The sequence below is a fragment of the Roseomonas sp. CAU 1739 genome, assembly GCF_039839775.1.
Classification (GTDB): Bacteria; Pseudomonadota; Alphaproteobacteria; order Acetobacterales; family Acetobacteraceae; genus Neoroseomonas.
The window spans coordinates 148,948-167,718 of sequence record NZ_JBDOQQ010000006.1 but is presented as its reverse complement, the minus strand read 5'-3'; the positions used below and the strand labels follow the sequence as shown (position 1 = coordinate 167,718).

At 71.8% G+C, this 18,771-nt stretch carries 17 protein-coding genes and 1 other RNA gene; 17 read left to right on the top strand and 1 reads right to left on the bottom strand.

The window, feature by feature from the left end; translation table 11 throughout:
- The first annotated feature begins 124 nt into the window (after positions 1 to 124).
- The 3 genes from AAFN86_RS12390 to AAFN86_RS12380 all read left to right on the top strand — a co-directional run bounded on the left by AAFN86_RS12390 (position 125) and on the right by AAFN86_RS12380 (position 2,245).
- The gene (locus AAFN86_RS12390; RefSeq protein WP_408906602.1) at positions 125 to 892 is read left to right on the top strand and encodes a TerB family tellurite resistance protein; all 768 of its coding nucleotides are present in this window, start codon (positions 125 to 127) and stop codon (positions 890 to 892) included.
- A gap of 142 nt (positions 893 to 1,034) precedes the next feature.
- A complete protein-coding gene (locus tag AAFN86_RS12385) occupies positions 1,035 to 1,664 on the top strand; it encodes an N-acetylmuramoyl-L-alanine amidase (RefSeq protein WP_347543634.1) in 630 nt (209 codons plus the stop codon).
- Positions 1,661 to 2,245, top strand: coding sequence for a nucleotidyltransferase family protein (locus AAFN86_RS12380; RefSeq protein WP_347543633.1), 585 nt, complete (start codon positions 1,661 to 1,663; stop codon positions 2,243 to 2,245). Before AAFN86_RS12385 ends, AAFN86_RS12380 begins: the two co-directional genes overlap by 4 nt.
- A 275-nt stretch (positions 2,246 to 2,520) precedes the next feature.
- On the opposite strand, the gene AAFN86_RS12375 is transcribed toward AAFN86_RS12380, so the two are convergent.
- Entirely contained in the window at positions 2,521 to 2,772 is a 252-nt protein-coding gene (locus AAFN86_RS12375) for a DUF1127 domain-containing protein (protein WP_347543632.1), read from the bottom strand.
- A 116-nt stretch (positions 2,773 to 2,888) separates the two neighbouring features.
- Between AAFN86_RS12375 and AAFN86_RS12370 the strand changes: the two genes are divergently transcribed.
- The 14 genes from AAFN86_RS12370 to murC all read left to right on the top strand — a co-directional run bounded on the left by AAFN86_RS12370 (position 2,889) and on the right by murC (position 18,763).
- On the top strand, positions 2,889 to 3,794 hold the full coding sequence (locus AAFN86_RS12370) for a LysR substrate-binding domain-containing protein (protein ID WP_347543631.1): 906 nt from the start codon (positions 2,889 to 2,891) through the stop codon (positions 3,792 to 3,794).
- A 218-nt stretch (positions 3,795 to 4,012) separates the two neighbouring features.
- Positions 4,013 to 4,415: RNase P RNA component class A (rnpB, locus tag AAFN86_RS12365), an RNA gene on the top strand.
- Between the two features lie 230 nt (positions 4,416 to 4,645).
- Positions 4,646 to 5,077: a DCC1-like thiol-disulfide oxidoreductase family protein gene (locus tag AAFN86_RS12360; protein ID WP_347543630.1), complete on the top strand. Its 432-nt coding sequence runs from the start codon at positions 4,646 to 4,648 to the stop codon at positions 5,075 to 5,077.
- A gap of 443 nt (positions 5,078 to 5,520) precedes the next feature.
- Complete coding sequence (locus tag AAFN86_RS12355) at positions 5,521 to 6,000, top strand: division/cell wall cluster transcriptional repressor MraZ (RefSeq protein WP_347543629.1); 480 nt, start codon at positions 5,521 to 5,523, stop codon at positions 5,998 to 6,000.
- Positions 5,997 to 6,935 (top strand): 16S rRNA (cytosine(1402)-N(4))-methyltransferase RsmH, encoded by a 939-nt coding sequence (gene rsmH / locus AAFN86_RS12350; RefSeq protein WP_347543628.1) that lies wholly within the window; start codon positions 5,997 to 5,999, stop codon positions 6,933 to 6,935. The genes AAFN86_RS12355 and rsmH overlap by 4 nt, the downstream gene beginning before the upstream one ends.
- On the top strand, positions 6,932 to 7,768 hold the full coding sequence (locus AAFN86_RS12345) for a hypothetical protein (RefSeq protein WP_347543627.1): 837 nt from the start codon (positions 6,932 to 6,934) through the stop codon (positions 7,766 to 7,768). The genes rsmH and AAFN86_RS12345 overlap by 4 nt, the downstream gene beginning before the upstream one ends.
- 14 nt (positions 7,769 to 7,782) lie before the next feature.
- On the top strand, positions 7,783 to 9,729 hold the full coding sequence (locus AAFN86_RS12340; RefSeq protein ID WP_347543626.1) for a penicillin-binding protein 2: 1,947 nt from the start codon (positions 7,783 to 7,785) through the stop codon (positions 9,727 to 9,729).
- Positions 9,730 to 9,733: 4 nt separating this feature from the next.
- The gene (locus tag AAFN86_RS12335) at positions 9,734 to 11,176 is read left to right on the top strand and encodes a UDP-N-acetylmuramoyl-L-alanyl-D-glutamate--2,6-diaminopimelate ligase (protein WP_347543743.1); all 1,443 of its coding nucleotides are present in this window, start codon (positions 9,734 to 9,736) and stop codon (positions 11,174 to 11,176) included.
- Positions 11,173 to 12,552: a UDP-N-acetylmuramoyl-tripeptide--D-alanyl-D-alanine ligase gene (murF, locus tag AAFN86_RS12330; RefSeq protein ID WP_347543625.1), complete on the top strand. Its 1,380-nt coding sequence runs from the start codon at positions 11,173 to 11,175 to the stop codon at positions 12,550 to 12,552. The genes AAFN86_RS12335 and murF overlap by 4 nt, the downstream gene beginning before the upstream one ends.
- Complete coding sequence (gene mraY / locus AAFN86_RS12325) at positions 12,549 to 13,637, top strand: phospho-N-acetylmuramoyl-pentapeptide-transferase (protein WP_347543624.1); 1,089 nt, start codon at positions 12,549 to 12,551, stop codon at positions 13,635 to 13,637. The genes murF and mraY overlap by 4 nt, the downstream gene beginning before the upstream one ends.
- Positions 13,634 to 15,013, top strand: coding sequence for a UDP-N-acetylmuramoyl-L-alanine--D-glutamate ligase (gene murD, locus AAFN86_RS12320; protein WP_347543623.1), 1,380 nt, complete (start codon positions 13,634 to 13,636; stop codon positions 15,011 to 15,013). The genes mraY and murD overlap by 4 nt, the downstream gene beginning before the upstream one ends.
- Complete coding sequence (locus AAFN86_RS12315) at positions 15,013 to 16,191, top strand: putative peptidoglycan glycosyltransferase FtsW (RefSeq protein WP_347543622.1); 1,179 nt, start codon at positions 15,013 to 15,015, stop codon at positions 16,189 to 16,191. The genes murD and AAFN86_RS12315 overlap by 1 nt, the downstream gene beginning before the upstream one ends.
- The gene (murG, locus tag AAFN86_RS12310) at positions 16,188 to 17,321 is read left to right on the top strand and encodes an undecaprenyldiphospho-muramoylpentapeptide beta-N-acetylglucosaminyltransferase (RefSeq protein ID WP_347543621.1); all 1,134 of its coding nucleotides are present in this window, start codon (positions 16,188 to 16,190) and stop codon (positions 17,319 to 17,321) included. The genes AAFN86_RS12315 and murG overlap by 4 nt, the downstream gene beginning before the upstream one ends.
- Positions 17,321 to 18,763, top strand: coding sequence for a UDP-N-acetylmuramate--L-alanine ligase (gene murC / locus AAFN86_RS12305; protein ID WP_347543620.1), 1,443 nt, complete (start codon positions 17,321 to 17,323; stop codon positions 18,761 to 18,763). Before murG ends, murC begins: the two co-directional genes overlap by 1 nt.
- The last annotated feature ends 8 nt before the right edge of the window (positions 18,764 to 18,771 follow it).

Genomic DNA, 18,771 nt, shown 5'->3' with positions numbered 1-18,771 from the left:
AGAATGCGAGCAGGGCCGCGCCAGGACAAGACGAAGGTCGCGCCGCCAGTGGGGCGAAGCCGCCCGGCCTTTGCAGCTTCGCGCCTGACGGACGGCGTCCAGGCGTGCTAGCAGGATCACCATGATGAGCTTCTGGGGCAAGATCCTGGGCAGTATGGCGGGCTTCGCCATGGGCGGGCCCTTCGGCGCGATGATGGGCGCGGCGATCGGTCATGCCGCCGACAATGGCGCGATTCCCGGTGCCGGACGCATCCCACCCAATGCCGCCGACATGGTCCACATGCTGGGCGGCAAGGAAAACCTGTTCTCCTTCGCCGTCGTGGTGCTGTCGGCCAAGCTCGCCAAGGTGGATGGGCCGGTGAAGCGGGTCGAGATCGAGACCTTCCGCCAGATGTTCCGCGTACCGGATGAGGGGCTGCGCGATGTCGGCCGCCTGTTCGACCAGGCGCGCGAGACCGCCGATGGCTGGGAACCCTTCGCCGACAAGCTCGGCGTGACCTTCGCCGACAACAAGGCGATGCTCGAGGATGTGCTCGCCGCGCTGGTGCGCATCGCCCGTGCCGATGGGCCGGTCACGCGGTACGAAGGCGACATGCTGCGCGGCATCCATGCGCGCTTCGGCCTGGACGCTGCCGCTTGGCAGCGCGCCAAGGGCGGCGCCCCGCGCGGCATGAACGCGCAGCAGATGGAGGACCCCTATCCGGTGCTTGGCCTGACACGGGAAGCCAGCGACGAACAGGTCCGCGCCGCCTGGCGGCAGTTGATGCGCGAGAATCATCCCGACAGCCTGGCGTCGCGCGGCGTGCCCGAGGAATTCGCCAAGCGTGCGACGGCGAAGGTCGCCGACATCAACGCAGCCTGGGACAGGATTAAGCGGGAGCGCGGCCTTTGAAGGCAGCGCCATGGTCCCAGGATCCTTGTCCAGAACGGCCACGCCAGCGCGTCCTCGGGGACCGCATCAAGCGGGAGCGCGGCCTCTGATCCTGCGCGTCATCGAGGCCCCGAGCCCTAACCACGACGACCGCCCGCACGGCATGCCCATCGACATGCTGGTGCTGCACTACACCGGCATGCGCAGCGGCGCCGAGGCGATCGAGCGCCTCCGCGACCCCGCCGCCCGCGTCTCCTCCCACTACGTCGTCGAGGAGGATGGCCGCATCGTTCGCCTGGTGCCCGAAGCCCGCCGCGCCGCCCATGCCGGCGTGTCCCATTGGCGCGGCCACACCGCGTTGAACGCGCGCTCCGTCGGCATCGAGATCGTCAATCCCGGCCACGAATGGGGCTATCGCGACTTCCCCGCCCTGCAGATGGCCGCGGTGTGCGACCTCGCCCTCGACATCCTCGGTCGCCACCCGATCCCCGCCCGCAACGTGGTCGCGCACAGCGACATCGCGCCGGACCGCAAGCAGGATCCGGGCGAGTTGTTCGACTGGCAGGGCCTCGCCGCGAATGGCGTCGGGCTGTGGCCGCAAGCCGATCCGCCACCCCCGGCGGAAGCGGACGCGCCCGGCCTGCTCGGCGCCATCGGCTACCGGACCGACCTGCCGCTCTCATTGCTGCTCAGCGCCTTCCAGCGCCATTGGCTGCCGGGCCGTGCGGATGGCATCGCCGATCCGGCGACGCTCGCGCGGCTCGCCGCAGTCGCCATGGCCTGCACGGAATGACCCCTATCCAGACCAACAACGACCGGATGCGCGACGCCGCTGGCCTCGCGCGCTTCATCCACAGCCAGCCGACCATGATGTCGCGGCTGGGGTCCGTTGCCGCGCATGGCCCGCCTGGCGCCTGGATCGGTGCCGGCTTCCTGCGCAACGCCGTGTGGGATGCGCTGACCGGCCGCGACCCGGACGCGACACCGCCGACGGACCTCGATGTCGTGTACTACGACGTCGCGGATGCCTCCGCCGCGCGCGATGCGGCCGCGCGGGCGCGGCTGGAAGCCGCAGCCCCGGGCCTGCCATGGGAGGTGACGAACCAGGCGCGCATGCATGATCGCCACGGCCATGCACCCTATCAGGACCTGGCTGACGCCCTGGCGCATTGGCCTGAGACGGCCACCGCGATCGCCGCGCGGCTCGGCCCTGGCGGGGTCGAGATCCTGGCCCCGCACGGCCTTGCCGACCTGCTTAGCCTGATCGCTCGCCCGACGCCGGCGTATCGGGCGCGGCCAGCGGCAATGCTGGCACGCGTCGCGGCGAAAGGTTGGGCGGCGCGATGGCCAGCGCTGCAGGTGCTGGCACGTTGATGCGTCGGCGGCAGGCCCGAAATGGGCGTTGCCCCCTTCCGAGCCTCACCCCCCGCCAAAATCCCGAAGACTTCCGAACATCTCGACGTGACGCCGGTAGCCATGGCCGGACGAGGATGATCCGGTCGCGATTTGCGCGGCGGCCGGCACGCATCCGGGCGCCGGGCCGATCGGTCAGCCCGACTGCGACACCCGATGCCGAAAACCCGCGGTCCAGGGGCCCGCAGGCCCCTGGCGGGGTGGCTTGGAGGGGCAGAGCCCCTCCATCCCGTGCCTCACCGATCCCACCACGGCAGCACGGGCACCACCTCGTCCCGCCCGTATCGGATCGCGCGTTCGGCGTCACCGCGATGGATGCCGATGTCGCGCAGCATGCGGTCGTCCATCTGGCCGACCAGTTTGCGGGCCTGCCGGCGTTCCATCGCGACAACCGCCGTGGACCAGAGGCGCGCGAACGGCCCCGGCGTGACGGCCGAAGCCCGGTGCCCTGCGGTCCGGAAGGGGTTGGCGATGCGTTCGACGGACATTGGTCTGCTCCTGCGGCGCGGGTTGCGGAGGGCGCCGTGCCGTCAAGCATTGCGCGCATGGCATGGCTCGCGGAAGCGTCTCGCATTCACGGAGGATGTGAGGAATACTCACGCCCATGCGCCCCACCCGCCTACCCAGCATTGAGCAGCTCCGCGCCCTCGATGCCGCGCTGCGCGCCGGCAGTTTCGGGCGCGGCGGGGCTGCACTCGGCCTGACGCATGGTGCGGTCAGCCGCCACGTCGCGGCGCTGGAGGCGATGCTGGGCGCGCCATTGTTCGAGCGCGGCCCACGCGGGGCCGAGCCGACGGCGCTGGCCAAGCGCTACCATGCCGAGGTCGCCCCCCTGCTGGCCGGGATCGAGGACGCCACGCGTCGCGCGGCATCCCGCGGCCGTCGCCGCTCCCAGGACGGCGCCGGCGAAGTCCGCGTCGGCGTCGTGCCGACCTTCGCGGCACGCTGGCTGCTGCCGCGCCTGCCCGCCTTCGCGAAACAGCATCCCGCCATCCGCGTCGAGGTCGCCGCCACCACCGAACTGCAGGACCCGCAGCGCAACGGCCTCGACTTCCTGGTGCGGCACGGGGTGCCGCCCTGGCCCGGGATCGAGGCGGAATTGCTGATGGCCGAGACACTTCGCCCGGTGCGGTCCCCGCAGTTTCGGCTGCGCGGCACGCCATCCCTGAAAGCCATCGCCGAGCGCCTCCCACTGATCTTCGATGTCAACCGGGACCACTGGGCGGGCTGGCTCGCCGCCGCCGGTTGGCGCGGCGATCCACCGGTCAACGGGCTGGTGTTCAGCGATTTCGGCCTGACGCTGGAAGCCGCGGCGGCGGGGCTCGGGCTGGCGCTGACGCGCGGCGACCTGGCGGAGCGGGAAATCGCCTCGGGCCGGCTGGTCTATGCGCATGCCTTCGCCGCCCCGGGGCCGCGCGCCTTCCACCTGGCCAGGCCGATCGGTCCGCTGCGGCGTCCCGCGCAGGTCTTCTGGGATTGGATGCGCGCCGAGGCTGCCGGGGCCACGTGACGCACGGCAACGCCGCAGTGACCTCAAGCGCGGCCGCGCTGGGACAACCTGAAGCGCGGCCGAGCCGCGACAACCTCAGACGCGGCCGAGACGCGACAACCTGAAGCGCGGCCGAGCCGCGACAACCTGAAGCGCGGCCGAGCCGCGACAACCTGAAGCGCGGCCGAGCCGCGACGACTTGACGCACGCCCTCGCCACAGCGCACAGGGTGCGCGGCGTCAGACGGCCGGGCGGCCGCTGGTGCGGGAGCGATCCCGCACTGGAGGAAAGTCCGGGCTCCACGGGACTACGGTGCCGGTCAACGACCGGCGGGGGCGACCCCAGGGAAAGTGCCACAGAGAACAGACCGCCCGGACGGCTTCGGCCCTTCGGGCAAGGGTGAAACGGTGGGGTAAGAGCCCACCGCGCTTCCGGCAACGGCGGCGGCACGGCAAACCCCACCGGGAGCAAGGCCGAATAGGGGTGGACGGCGAGGCGCCTTCGGGCGTCGTCGCAGGGGCGGTCCCGCCCTTCCACCCGGGTTGGCCGCGCGAAGCCCGCAGCGATGCGGGTTCCAGAGGAATGGCCGTCCATGCCCGGCAACGGGTGTGACAGAACCCGGCTTACAGGCCGTCTGACGTCACTCGCCGCCGCAAAGCGGCGAGTGACGTGAGGTGTTGTTTTGACCCTCAAACGGCGGGCGGGCCGCATCCGCGGCCCTTGCCTTCGCGCCATGGACTGTCGTTCCTGCGGCGACTGATGGTCGGGGCGCGGTCGCGCTTTGCGCTCCCGGATCGAGGCAAAACCTCGATCCGCAGGGACCGGTGGATGGTGGGCGCGCCTGTCCGCGAGGATCGGCCTATCCTCGCGGCATGGATGCCGCCGGCCCCATCATCGTCTTCGACACTGACTGCGTGCTGTGCAGCGGCATGGTGGCCTTCGTGCTGGCGCATGAACGCGCATCCGACCTGCGCTTCGCCGGCGCCTGGTCGGCCGAAGGCCTGGCGCTCGCGGGGCGCCATGGCTTCACCCGCGACGATCTCGAGGAAACCTTCCTGGTTATCGACGGCGATCGTGCCCTCGCGCGGTCGGATGGCGGCATCGCGGTGGCGCGGCATCTGCGGCGGCCCTGGCGATGGCTCGCCATGGCGGCGATCCTGCCGCGACCCATGCGCGACGCGCTCTATGTCTTCGTCGCCCGGCGGCGCTATCGCTGGTTCGGCCGCCGTCGCGATTGCACCATCATCCCGCCGGCCCAACGGCACCGCTTCATCGGCCTACCCGGCAACCCCGGCAGCGGCTGAGCGGCACCCCCGGCAGCGGCCGAAATGGCCGATGCCGTCCGCCAGGCCTGTCGCGAAGTCAGAAGCCCGGTTCCGGCCGCTCGCTGCGCCGCGGCGCATCCAGGCCGGGCCGGCGGCTGGCTTTCCAACCCCGCCGCCTCGGTGCTGATCAAAAACCATCGTCATTGTTGAACAAACGGTGCAGGCTGACCCTGCAAGCATCCGTTTTCACTGTGTTTTTCAAGCAACGTCCGCGACACGCAATGATTCTTCTCCCTTGCTGTCCCGCGTTTTCCCATGTTATCCCATGTCATCCCGTGAGGATCCCAGGACGCTCGGGGGGGCGAGAGGGTTTCAGAGCGGGATGGTCGGGCGAGCCGGCGAGGTCGGGGGGCCTCGCCGGCCGCTGATCCGGACCGGAACAGATTTCAATCGCGGCATCGCGGGGCCGTCAGCGGGGGGCGATGACCCAGTTCCTGGGCACGCACAAGGGTAAGTTGGACAAGAAGGGCCGCATCTCGGTTCCCGCCTCGTTCCGCGCTGTCCTCGAAGCCCTGGGCACCGCCGACATCGTGCTGTTCCCCTCCTTCCGCCACCCCTGCATCGAGGTCTGGCCGCAACCCGCCTTCACGGCGCTGTCGGCCGGCCACAGCAGCCTCGACATCTTCTCCGACGCCTCGGACAACCTCGGCGCCGCCCTGTTCGCCACCGCCCATCCTGCCCGCCCCGATGGCGAGGGCCGCCTGGTGCTGCCCGAGGACCTGATCGAGGAAGCCGGTCTGTCCGACACCATCGCCTTCCTTGGCGCCAACCAGTGCTTCCAGATCTGGAACCCCGAGCGCGCCGCCGCCCATGTCCGCGACGCCCGCGCCCGTGCCCGCGACTTCCGCCTGACGCTGCCCTCGCCCGCCGCCGCCCCCCGCCCGGACGGAGGCGCGGCATGAGCGGCCACCTCCCCGTCATGCTGGCCGAAGTGCTCGACACGCTGGCGCTGCGCAACGATGCCACCTATCTCGACTGCACCTTCGGCGGCGGCGGCTATGCCACGGCTATCCTCGACTCCGCGCCGGGTTGCACCCTGTTCGCCATGGATCGCGACCCGGATGCCATCGCCCGCGGTGCCGCGCTCGCAGCGCGCTACGCGCCCCGGCTGCGCCTGATCGAAGGCCGCTTCGGGGACATGCTCGAACACCTCGCCGCGCACGGCGTGACGGCGCTCGACGGCGTGGTGATGGATCTCGGCGTCTCCTCCTTTCAACTCGACCAGGCCGAGCGCGGCTTCTCCTTCCGCGCCGACGGCCCGCTCGACATGCGCATGGAAAAGGACGGCCCCTCCGCCGCCGACATCGTCAACACGCGCACCGAGGCGGAGATCGCCGACATCCTGTACCACCTCGGCGAGGAACGCTTCGCCCGGCGCATCGCCCGCGCCATCGTCGCCCGCCGCGCCGAACAGCCCTTCGCCACCACCGGCGACCTCGCCGCGCTGGTGCGTTCGAAGGTGCCGCGCGATCCCTCCGGCATCGACGGCGCGACACGCTCCTTCCAGGCGCTGCGCCTCGCGGTGAATGACGAACTCGGCGAGGTCGAGCGCGGCCTTGCCGCGGCGGCGCAGTTGCTGGCCCCGGGCGGGCGGCTCGTCGTCGTCGCCTTCCATTCGCTGGAAGACCGCATCGCCAAGCGCTTCATGGCCGACGCCACCGGCCGCGCGGGCAACGCCTCCCGCCACAATCCCGCCGCGTTGGCATCCCGCGTGCCGCCACGGTTTCGCCTGATCACATCCCGCGCGCTCCGCCCTGCCGAGGCGGAAACCGCGACCAATCCCCGTGCACGCTCGGCCCGCCTGCGCGCCATGGAACGACTGGAGGAGGCCGCATGATCCGCCCCCTGACCCTCGTCACCCTCTGCGCCGCCGCCGGCGCGGGGCTGTACCTGTACCAGGTCAAGCATTCCGTCTCCGAACTCGATCGCGAGTTGCGCGACATCAACCGCCGCACCGAGCACGCGCGCGAACGCACCCAGGTGCTGCGCGCCGAATGGGCGCTGCTGAACGAACCCGACCGGCTGCGCCAGGTCGCCCAGCGTTACCTGCCGCTCGACGCCATGACGCCGGCGCAGTTCGTCCGCATCGGGGAGATCGAGCGCCGCCTGCCGGCCGCGCGGCAATTCGCCGGCTCGCCCTCGCTGTTCGCGCCGACCGAACCCGCCGGCGACGGCAGCGCGACCCCGATGGCGATTGCCACGGCCGAACCGCGCGGCCAGCCGCCCGCTGCGACCCTGGCGGCGGCGGCCGCCGCCGTTGCCGCCCCGCGCATCGCTGCCGCCGCGACGCCGCCACCGGCCACCACCACCCCGGCGCCGACGGTCGTCGCAGCACCTGCGGCCCCCGCGGCCCCGGTCACCCCCGCCCCGGCAATGGCCGCCGCCGAGCCCGCCCGCCCCGAACCGGCCGCCCCACGCGCGGCCCCACCAGTGCGCGTCGCCGCCGCCGCGCCGCGGCCCGCGCCGCCGGTCCATTCGGCGATGCATGTGGACCGCCGCCCGCAGCAGCCGCCCCAGGCGCAGACCGTCGCCGCCAATGTGGTCCGTCCCGCGGCGGCCTCCTCGCTCGGCTTTTCCGCGCTGGGTGGCAGCGGCATGCCGGCCCTCGCTCCGCCGGTGCCGATCGCGCGCGCCGCCGCCGCGACGCTGTCGCCCGGCATGGTGCGGTAGGCCCGCCCCCGCGCATGACCCAGCAACCCCCCATCGAGGTGATCCGCCCGCCCGAGCCGAGTTCCGCCCCGGCCAGCAACTATGGTCTGCGGCGGCCGGCGAACCTGGCCGGCGGGGGCGAGCCCGGCACCGCCGCGCCGCGCGCACTTGTGCGGGTGACGCAGCCCGACCTGATGCGCCGGGCGATCCTGGAGAAGTCCCGCGGCAGGCTGGTCATCGCCGCCTTCGGCTTTTCCGCGATCTTCGGCGTGGTGGCGATCAAGCTCGCCTTGGCCACGGTGCTGAACCCTGCCGATGCGCGCCGCGCCGCCGTGCTCTCCCGCCCCCCGGCCCCGGCCGCCGAGGCGCCGGTCGCGCGCGCCACCGTCACCGACCGCAATGGGGAGATCCTGGCGGTCTCGCTGCCGCTCACCGCGCTCTACGCCAATCCGCGGCAGATCGAGAACGCGACCGAAGCCGCCGACCGGCTGCGCAGCGTGCTGCCCAATCTCGACCGCGAGCGCCTGATCCAGCGCATGACCGGCGAGCGCCAATTCGCCTACATCGCCCGCGCTCTGACCCCGCGGGAGATGTCGCAGGTCAATGCGCTGGGCATCCCCGGCCTGCATTTCGAGGAAGCCGAGCGCCGCTACTACCCGCAGGGCCGCACCGCCGCGCATATCATCGGCGGCGTCGACGTGGACGGCCAGGGGATCGCCGGCGTCGAACGCCATTTCAACGCGCGGCTGCGCGACCAGCCGAACGAAAGGCTGCGCCTGTCGCTCGACATCCGCGTGCAGCTCGCGCTGCGCGACGCGGTGCAGCGCGGCATCACCGAATACAACGGCATCGGCGGCGCCGGCGTGGTGATCGACGTGAACACCGGCGAAGTGCTGTCGATGGTCAGCCTGCCCGACTACGACGCCAACGATGTCGGCTCGGCGACGATGGACCAGCGCTTCAACCGCGTCACCGTCGGCGTCTACGAACCCGGTTCGACCTTCAAGCTGCTGACCGCGGCGATGGCGCTCGAACACGGACTGCAGACCTGGCAGGGCTACGACGCGGCGCATCCGATCTCAGTCGGCCGCTTCACCATCAACGACTATCGCGGCAAGGGGCGCTGGCTCGCGCTGCCCGAGATCCTCGCCTATTCCTCCAACCTCGGCGCGGCGCGCATGGCCGCGGCGGTCGGCGTGAACGATCATCGCGACTTCCTCCGCCGCATGGGCATGACGTCGCGCCTGGGCATCGAGATCCCGGAGACGGCGCTGCCGCTGGTGCCGCCGCAGCGCGCCTGGCGCGAGCTGAACACGATGACGATCGGCTTCGGCCACGGCATCTCGGTCACGCCGCTGCATGTCGCGACCGCCGGCGCCACCATCGTCAATGGCGGCATCCTGCGCCAGCCGACGATCCTGGCGCAGGAACCAGGCGTCGAACGCCCGGGCACGCGCATCATCAGCGAACGCACCTCCGAGACCATGCGCCGGCTGATGCGCCTGGTGGTGACCGACGGGTCAGGTCGGTCGGCCGAGGTGCCGGGCTACTATGTCGGCGGCAAGACCGGCACGGCGCAGAAGACCGGCCCGCGCGGCGGCTACCTCGAGAATAAGCGCATCGCCGCCTTCGTCGGCGCCTTTCCCATCAACGCGCCGCGCTACGCCGTCTATGTCATGGTCGATGAGCCGAAGCCGAACGCGCGCAGCCACGGCTTCGCGACCGCCGGCTGGGTGGCCGCGCCGGCCGCCGGCATGGTGATCTCCCGCATCGCCCCCATCCTGGGCATGCTGCCGGAACCGGCCACGCCCGAGATCACCCGCAGCATCGCCATGCCGATGAACGGCCGCGGCGTTCCCGGTGCCGCCGCGCCGGCCGCGGCCACACCCGCACCGCGCCCCGTCCGCCCCGCCGCGCAGCCGCCCGCCGCCGCCGTGCCACGCCTGGCCGTGCAGCGGGAGGCGAGCCTTGCGCCTCGGTGAGATCATGCGCCGCGCGGGCCTTCACGGACCGGCCGAGGACACCGCAATCGCCGGCCTGACGGCCGACAGCCGCGCGGTCTGCCCCGGCATGGTCTTCGCTGCCCTGCCCGGCGCGCGCGCCGATGGCCGCGCCTTCATCGCCGATGCGGTGGAACGTGGCGCGGCCGCGGTGCTCGCCCCCGAGGGCACCGAATGGCCGCCCGGCGTGCCGGTGCGTCCGCTGATCACCACGGCCGATCCGCGCCGGACGCTGGCGCTGATGGCGGCCGCCTTCCATGGCGCGCAGCCGCGCAGCGTGGTCGCGGTCACGGGCACCAACGGCAAGACCAGCACGGTCGATTTCCTGCGCCAGATCTGGATCGCCGGCGGCGAGCGCGCCGCAAGCCTCGGCACGCTTGGACTGGTGGCGGAAGGCTTTCCGCCCGGGCCCTCGCTCACCACGCCGGACCCGGTGGCGCTGCATGCGACGCTCGCCGCCCTGGCGCGCGCCGGGTTCGGCGCGGCGGCGATGGAGGCGTCGTCGCACGGGCTCGACCAGCGGCGGCTGGATGGGGTGGTGCTGGCGGCGGCGGGGTTCAGCAACCTCACGCGCGACCACCTGGATTATCATGGCGACGTGGCGGCCTATCGCGCTGCCAAGCTGCGGCTGTTCGACACGCTGCTGCCGGCGGGTGCCGCGGCGGCCGCCTGCACCGAGATGGATCCGGCGACGCTCGCCGCGCTGCGCGGGATCGCCCAGGCGCGCCGGCTGCGGCTGCTGACGGTCGGTGATGCCGGGGATGCGATCCGCCTGCATGCCGCGCAGCCGCTGCCGGATGGGTTGGCGCTGAGCGTCACCGCCTTCGGCACGCGGCACGACATCCATCTCCCGCTGCCAGGGCGCTTCCAGGCGGATAATGCGCTACTCGCCGCGGCCCTGGCGGTCGGCGCCGGCCAGCCCGCCGATCGCGTGCTGGCCGCGCTGCCGCATCTGGCGGGCGTGCGCGGGCGGATGGAACGCGCGGCGATGCTGGCCAATGGCGCCGCGGTCTATGTCGACTACGCCCACACGCCGGATGCGCTGTCGCGGCTGCTGGTCGCGCTGCGGCCGCATGCGACCGGGCGGCTGCACGTGCTGTTCGGTGCCGGCGGCGACCGCGACCCCGGCAAGCGTCCGCTAATGGGTGCCGCCGCCGCGGCGGCGGCCGACATCGTCTGGGTCACCGACGACAATCCGCGCAGCGAGGACCCTGCCGCGATCCGCGCCGTCGTGCTGGCCGGCGCGCCGGGCGCCATCGACGCCGGCGCGCGCGAAGCCGCCATCGCCGCCGCCCTGTCCGACCTGCGGCCGGGCGACGTGCTGGCGGTCGCCGGCAAGGGACATGAATCCGGGCAGGAGATCGCCGGCATCGTCCATCCCTTCGACGATGTGACCGTGGTGCGTCGCCTCGCTGGGATGGCGCCGTGACCGCGCTGTGGAGCACGGACGAACTGCGCGCCGCAACGGGCGGATCGCTCGATGCCGAGGTCGCCGTCACCGGCGTGTCGATCGACACCCGGACCATCGCAGCCGGCGACCTGTTCGTGGCATTGCGCGATGCCCGCGACGGCCACGACTTCGTCGCGGACGCCCTGGCGCGTGGCGCGGCCGCAGCACTGGTGGACCGTGATCCGCCGGGCGCCGCGGCCGATGCGCCGCTGCTGCGCGTGGCCGATACGCTGGCGGGGCTGACCGCGCTGGGTGCGGCGGCACGCGAACGCAGCGATGCCGTCTTCGTCGGCGTGACGGGTTCGGTCGGCAAGACCACGACGAAGGAGATGCTGCGCGTCGCCCTCGCCGCCTTCGGGACGACGCATGCCGCCGCCGCCTCCTACAACAATCACTGGGGCGTGCCGCTGACGCTCGCCCGCCTGCCGCGCGACGCCGCCTTCGCGGTGATCGAGATGGGCATGAACAATCGCGGGGAGATCGCCCCGCTCGCCCGCCTGGCCCGCCCGCGCATCGGCGTGATCACCAATCTCGGCTCGGCCCATGTCGGCCGGCTCGGCAGCGAGGAGGCGATCGCCGAGGAGAAGGGCGACATCATCGCCGGCATCGCCCCCGGCGGCGCGCTCGTGCTGCCGGCCGACAGCCGCTTCGCCGCGCGGCTTGCGGCGCGCGCGCGCGAGGCCGGCCTCGATGTGCTGACGCATGGAGAAGCGCCCGGCGCCGATGCGCGGCTGCTGTCCTACGACGGTGCCGACGATGGCGGGCGGGCCGAGATCCTGCTGGGCGGCGAACGGATCGGCGTCACGCTGGCCGCACCGGGGCGGCATGTCGCGCTCAATGCCTGCGCGGTGCTGGGCGCGGTTGCAGCACTCGGGCTGTCGCCGCGCATCGCGGCGTCGGCGCTGCCCGCCTTCGGCGCGTCGGCCGGGCGCGGGCGGCGGACACGCATCGCCGTCGCCGGCGGGGATGCACTGCTGATCGATGATTCCTACAACGCCTCGCCGCCCTCGATCCGTGCCGGGCTTGCCGTGCTCGGCGCGCAGGCGGCGGGAAGGCGCATCGCCGCGCTGGGCGACATGCGCGAACTCGGCGAGGACGGGGCGGCGATCCATGCATCGCTCGCCCCCGATGCCGCCGCTACCTGTGATCTTGTGTTCTGCTGCGGGGACTTGATGGGCCACCTGTATCGCGCGCTGCCGAATGTGAAGCGCGGTGCGCATTGTGCGGATTCCAGCGCCCTCGCGCCCGTGCTGAAGGCCGCGCTGCGGCCGGGCGATGCCGTGCTGGTGAAGGGTTCGCTCGGGTCCCGCATGGCGGTCGTCGTCGCCGCGCTGACGGAAGGGGCGGCGGCATGATCTACAACCTGCTGACGCCCTTCGCCGAGGATTTCGCGCTGTTCAACCTGGCGCGCTACCACACCTTCCGCGCGGGTGCCGCCTGCATCACCGCGCTGTTCATCTGCCTGGTCTTCGGCAGCCCGATCATCCGCTGGCTGCGGTCCTTCCAGCGCGGCGGCCAGCCGATCCGCGACGACGGCCCCGAGCGCCACCTGATCGAGAAGAAGGGCACGCCGACCATGGGCGGCGTGATGATCCTGACCGCGCTGGTGGTCTCCACGCTGCTCTGGGCGGATCTGCGCTCCGGCATGGTCTGGGCGGTGCTGCTGGTGACAGTCGGCTACGGCGCGCTGGGCTTCGCCGATGACTGGCTGAAGGTGACCAAGCGCAACACCAAGGGCGTTTCGGGCCGGGCGAAGCTGTTCGTGCAGGCCGGGCTGGGCCTGGTGGCGGCGCTGTGGATCACCGCGCTGATGCCGGGACCGCTCGGCGACCGGCTGGCGCTGCCTTTCTTCAAGGAAGTGCTGGTGCCCTTCGGGCTGCTGTTCCCGCTGTTCGGCATGCTGGTGATGATGGGCGCGTCGAATGCGGTGAACCTGACGGACGGACTCGACGGGCTCGCCATCGTGCCGGTGATGATCGCGGCGGCCGTCTTCGCGTTGATCGCCTATCTCGTCGGCAACCGCGTCTTCGCCGACTACCTGCAACTGCACTATGTGCCGGGCACGGGCGAACTGGCCGTCTTCGCCTCGGCACTGATCGGCGCGGCCCTGGGCTTCCTGTGGTTCAACGCGCCGCCGGCCGCGGTGTTCATGGGCGATACCGGCTCGCTCGCGCTGGGCGGCGCGCTGGGTGCGCTCGCGGTGGCGACCAAGCATGAGATCGTGCTGGCGATCGTCGGCGGTCTGTTCGTGGTCGAGACGGTATCCGTCATCGTCCAGGTGTTCTGGTTCAAGCGCACCGGCCGCCGCGTGTTCCTGATGGCCCCGCTGCACCACCATTTCGAGAAGAAGGGCTGGGCCGAGCCCACCATCGTCATCCGCTTCTGGATCATCGCCATGATCCTCGCCCTGGTCGGGCTGAGCACGCTCAAGATCCGATGACCGCGCCCCCGCCCCCCTTCACGCCGTTCCTGGGTGCCCGCATCGCCGTGGTCGGGCTCGGCCGCGCCGGGCTGCCCGCGGCGCTGCGCCTGGTGGAATGGGGCGCGGAGGTCGAGGTGTGGGACGACGGCGAGACGGCGCGCCGGGCCGCCGAGGAAGCCGGCCTCACGGTGCACAACCCGGCCGAGGATCGTTTCCGTGCCGATGCGCTGCTGCTGTCGCCCGGCATCCCGCACCGGTTGCCGAAAGCCCATCCGGCCGCACGCGCGGCCGAGGCCGCCGGCGCGCCCATCCTGTGCGACGCCGAATTCCTCTATCGCGCGGTGCTGGCGGCCCATTCCGGCGCACGCTTCGTCGGCGTGACCGGCACCAACGGCAAATCGACCACGACGGCGCTGATCCACCACCTCCTGGCAGGCGCGGGGCGTCCCGCCGTGGTGGGGGGGAATCTCGGCCCCGCCGCCCTGGGACTCAACATCTTGGGGTCGGATGGCGTCTACACCCTCGAAATGTCGTCCTACATGTTGGAGCGAATCGCCACGCTGCGCTTCAACGTGGCTGTCATGCTGAACCTCAGCGCCGATCACCTCGACCGTCATGGTGACATGGCCGGCTATGCCGCTGCCAAGGCGCGAATCTTCGCGCGGCAGACCAAGCAGGACGTCGCGGTGCTCGGCCAGGACGACGCCGCAACCGTGGCGATGGGCCACGGGCTGCAGGCGCAGGTCGTGCCGATTTCGGGACTGGCGCGGCAGAAGGGCGGCATCTGGGCCGAAGGTCGCGCGCTGCGCGACGAAGCCGGAACGATCCTCGACCTGGGCGAGGCGCCGGCCCTGCCCGGCAGTCACAACGCGCAGAATGCCGCAGCCGCCGCCGCCGCCTGCTTCGCGCTCGGCCTGTCGCGCGATGCTGTCGCCGCCGGCCTGGTGACCTATCCCGGCCTGCCGCACCGCCAGGAACGCGTCGCCGAGGCGCGCGGCGTCGTCTTTGTGAACGACAGCAAGGCGACCAATGCCGACAGCGCGGCGCGCGCGCTGGCGTCGTATGACCGCGTCGTGTGGATCGCCGGCGGCGAGGCGAAGGATGGCGGCATCGAATCGATCGCGCCGTTCTTCCCCCGCATTGCCCGCGCCTTCCTGATCGGGCGCGACGCGCCGATGCTGGCCCAGACGCTCGCCGCCCATGGCGTGGCGCATGAGGTCGCCGGCACGCTCGATGCCGCGACGCGCGCTGCCGCCGATGCCGCCTTCGCGGGGGCCGCGCCGGTCGTCCTGCTGTCGCCCGCCTGCGCCTCCTGGGACCAGTTCACCGGCTTCGATGCGCGCGGGGACCGCTTCCGAGACCTGGCGCGCGCCATTGCCGAGGAGACCACCTGATGGCCTTCTCCCGCGCCGACACCTCCGTCCTCGGCCGCTGGTGGTGGACGGTGGACCGCTGGACGCTGGCCGCGCTGCTGGCGCTGGTCGGCTTCGGCTACGTCATGATGCTCGCGGCGTCGCCCGCCGTGGCCGAGCGCATCGGCGCCTCCTCGCGCCACATGTTCTTCATCAAGCAGGTCGCCTACCTGATGATGGCGACGGGGCTGATGGTCGCGGTCTCGCTGCTGTCGCCGCGCGGCGTGCGGCGCTTCGCGCTGATCGGCTTCGCCATCGCCCTGCTGCTGACGGCGGCGACCCTCGTCGTGGGCGTCGAGATCAAGGGCGCGCGGCGCTGGCTGCCGATCCCGGGCCTGTCGCTGCAGCCCTCGGAGTTCCTCAAGCCGTTCTTCGCCGTGGTCGCCGCCTGGCTGATCGCGGAGGGCAAGGCACCGGGGTCGAAGGTCTGGGGGGCGACGATCGCGCTGGGGTTGTTCCTCGCGGTGGGCGGCATCCTCAAGGGCCAGCCGGACATCGGCATGCTGATCGTCGTCTCGGCGGTGTTCTTCGCGCAGTTCTTCGTCGCGGGCATGAACCTGTTCCTGGTCGGCATGGTCGGCGGCATCGGCGTGGCCGGCGCGGTCGGCGCGTATTTCATCTTCCCGCATGTGCAGTCGCGGGTGCAGCGCTTCCTCGATCCCGCCTCGGGTGATTCCTACCAGGTCAGCGTGGCGATGGAGGCTTTCGCCAATGGCGGGCTGCTCGGCCGCGGGCCGGGCGAGGGCCGGGTGAAGAACGTGCTGCCCGATGCCCATGCCGACTTCGTCTTCGCCGTCGCCGGCGAGGAATTCGGCATGGTGATCTGCCTGGTCATCCTCGCGCTGTTCGCCTTCATCGTGGTGCGCGGGCTGATGCGCCTGCTGTCCGAGACCGACCTGTTCGTGGTGCTGGCGGGCACCGGGCTGCTGACGCAGTTCGGGCTGCAGGCCTTCGTCAACATGGCGTCCACCCTGCACCTGATCCCGACCAAGGGCATGACGCTGCCCTTCGTGTCCTATGGCGGGTCCTCCGTGCTCGCCATTGCGATGGGGATGGGCATGCTGCTGGCACTGACGCGCCGCCGGGTCGGCGCGCGTTCGGGTGGCAGCGTCGAGGACTCCCCCGCCGCGCCTGTCATGGCGGCGGGAGGGGCACGGTGAGGGGCCCCGCCGTGCACCCCATCATCATCGCCGCCGGTGGCACCGGCGGGCATCTGTTCCCCGCCGAGGCGCTGGCGGCGGAACTGCTGCGCCGCGGCGAACGCATCGCGCTGATGACCGATGCGCGTTCGGCCGCCTATGACAGCGCGGCCTTCGCCAATGCGGAACGCTTCGTGCTGTCGGGTGGTGGCCTGTCCGGACGCGGCTTGCGGCGCGCGACGCGCGGAGCGATGGCCCTGATGGCCGGCACGATGCAGGCGCGGCGGCACCTGGCGCTGCTGATGCCCTCGGCCGTGGTGGGGTTCGGCGGCTATGCCTCCTTCCCGCCGCTGGCTGCGGCGCGGCTGATGGGGGCGTCGCGCCGCCCGGCGATCATCCTGCACGAACAGAATGCGGTGCTCGGCCGCGCCAACCGGCTGATGGCGCGCGCGGCGGATCTGCTGGCGCTGTCCTTCGAGGGCACCGCCAATGTCCCGGCCGGCACGACATCGGCCGTGGTGGGCAATCCGGTGCGCCCCGCGCTCGCCGCGCTGGCCGGGCAGCCCTATCCGGTGCCGCTGGAAGGCGGCGCGCTGCGGTTGCTGGTGACCGGCGGCAGCCAGGGCGCACGCATCTTCGCCGACATCGTCCCGCCCGCCGTCGCCGCACTGCCCGAATCGATCCGCGCGCGGCTGCTGGTGACGCAGCAATGCCGCGCCGAGGATCTCGCGCGCACCGAAACCGCCTATCGCGAGGCCGGTGTCGTCGCCAACCTCGCACCGTTCTTCCCCGACATCGCGGGGCGGCTTGCCACCGCCCACCTGGTGGTCGCGCGGGCCGGCGCCTCGACCGTGTCGGAACTGGAATGCGCGGGACGCCCCTCGATCCTGGTGCCGCTGCCCTCGGCGATCGACGACCACCAGAACGCCAATGCGCGTGCCCTGGCCGAAGCGGATGCCGCCTGGGTGTATCCGCAACCGGCCTTCACGCCTGCGGCCCTGACCGAAAGACTGACCGCCTTGTTCTCGGTGCCTGAACGCCTCGTCTCGGCCGCGGCTGCCGCCGCCGCCCTCGCCCGCCCGCAGGCCGCGCGCGACCTCGCCGACCAGGTGCTGGCCCTGGCCCGCCGCGCGACGATGGGGCTCGGCTGATGCGCGCGCTGCCACTCAACATCGGGCCCATCCATTTCGTCGGCATCGGCGGCATCGGCATGTCCGGCATCGCCGAGGTGCTGCACACCCTGGGCTACCAGGTGCAGGGCAGCGACATCGCCGACAGCACCAATGTCCAGCGCCTGCGTGGCGCGGGCATTCCGGTCGCGGTTGGGCACGACGCGGCAAACCTGGGCGATGCGCAGGTTGTCGTGGTCTCCACTGCGGTCAAGCGCGACAACCCCGAGGTCGCCGCTGCCCGCAAGCGCTTCATCCCGGTGGTGCGGCGTGCGGAGATGCTGGCCGAGCTGATGCGCCTGAAATGGGCCATCGCGATCGGCGGCACCCATGGCAAGACCACCACGACCAGCCTTGTCGCCGCCGTGCTGGAAGCCGCGCGACTCGATCCCACGGTCATCAATGGCGGCATCATCAACGCCTATGGCACCAACACCCGCATGGGCGGCGGCGACTGGATGGTGGTCGAGGCCGATGAATCCGACGGGTCCTTCCTGAAGTTGCCGGCCGTCGTCGCCGTCGTCACCAACATGGACCCCGAGCACCTGGACCATTGGGGCACCGGCGATGCGATGAAGGAGGGCTACGCCCAGTTCGTCGGCAACATCCCGTTCTACGGCTTCGCCGTGCTGTGCATGGACCACCCGGAAGTGCAGGCGATGATCCCGCGCCTGTCGGACCGCCGCATCGTGACCTACGGCTTTTCCCCGCAGGCCGATGTGCGCGCCGAGAAGGTGATCACCGACCGCATGGGTGCGACCTTCGAGGTGACGGTGACCGACCGCGCCACCGGCCGCGTGCGCCAGATGAAGCCGTTCCGCCTGCCGATGCTCGGGCAGCACAATGTGCAGAACGCGCTCGCGGCCGTGGCCATCGGCGTCGAGATGGATGTCGATGAGGGCACCATCCGCACCGCGCTCGCCGGCTTCAAGGGCGTGAAGCGGCGCTTCACCCGCACCGGCGAGGCCGGTGGCATTTCGGTGATCGACGATTACGGCCACCACCCGGTGGAAATCGCCGCGGTGCTGAAAGCCGCGCGGCAGGCCGGCGCGCGGGACGTGATCGCCGTGGTGCAGCCGCACCGCTATTCCCGCCTGCAGACGCTGTTCGAGGATTTCTGCACCTGCATGAACGATGCCGGCACGGTGATCGTCGCCGATGTCTATGCGGCGGGCGAGCAGCCGATCGAGGGCATCGACAAAGACGCGCTGGTCGAAGGCCTGCGCGCGCGCGGCCATCGGTCGGTGGTGCCGCTGCCGGGTCCGGATTCCCTGCCGGAGATGATCAACGCCATCGCGAAGTCGGGCGACTACGTGGTGTGCCTCGGTGCGGGCAACATCACCGCCTGGGCGCATGCCCTGCCGGGCCAGTTGCAGGAGCTGCAGTCGCGCTCCCGCGGCCGGCTCGCGGGGGCGATGAAGTGAGGCCCGGC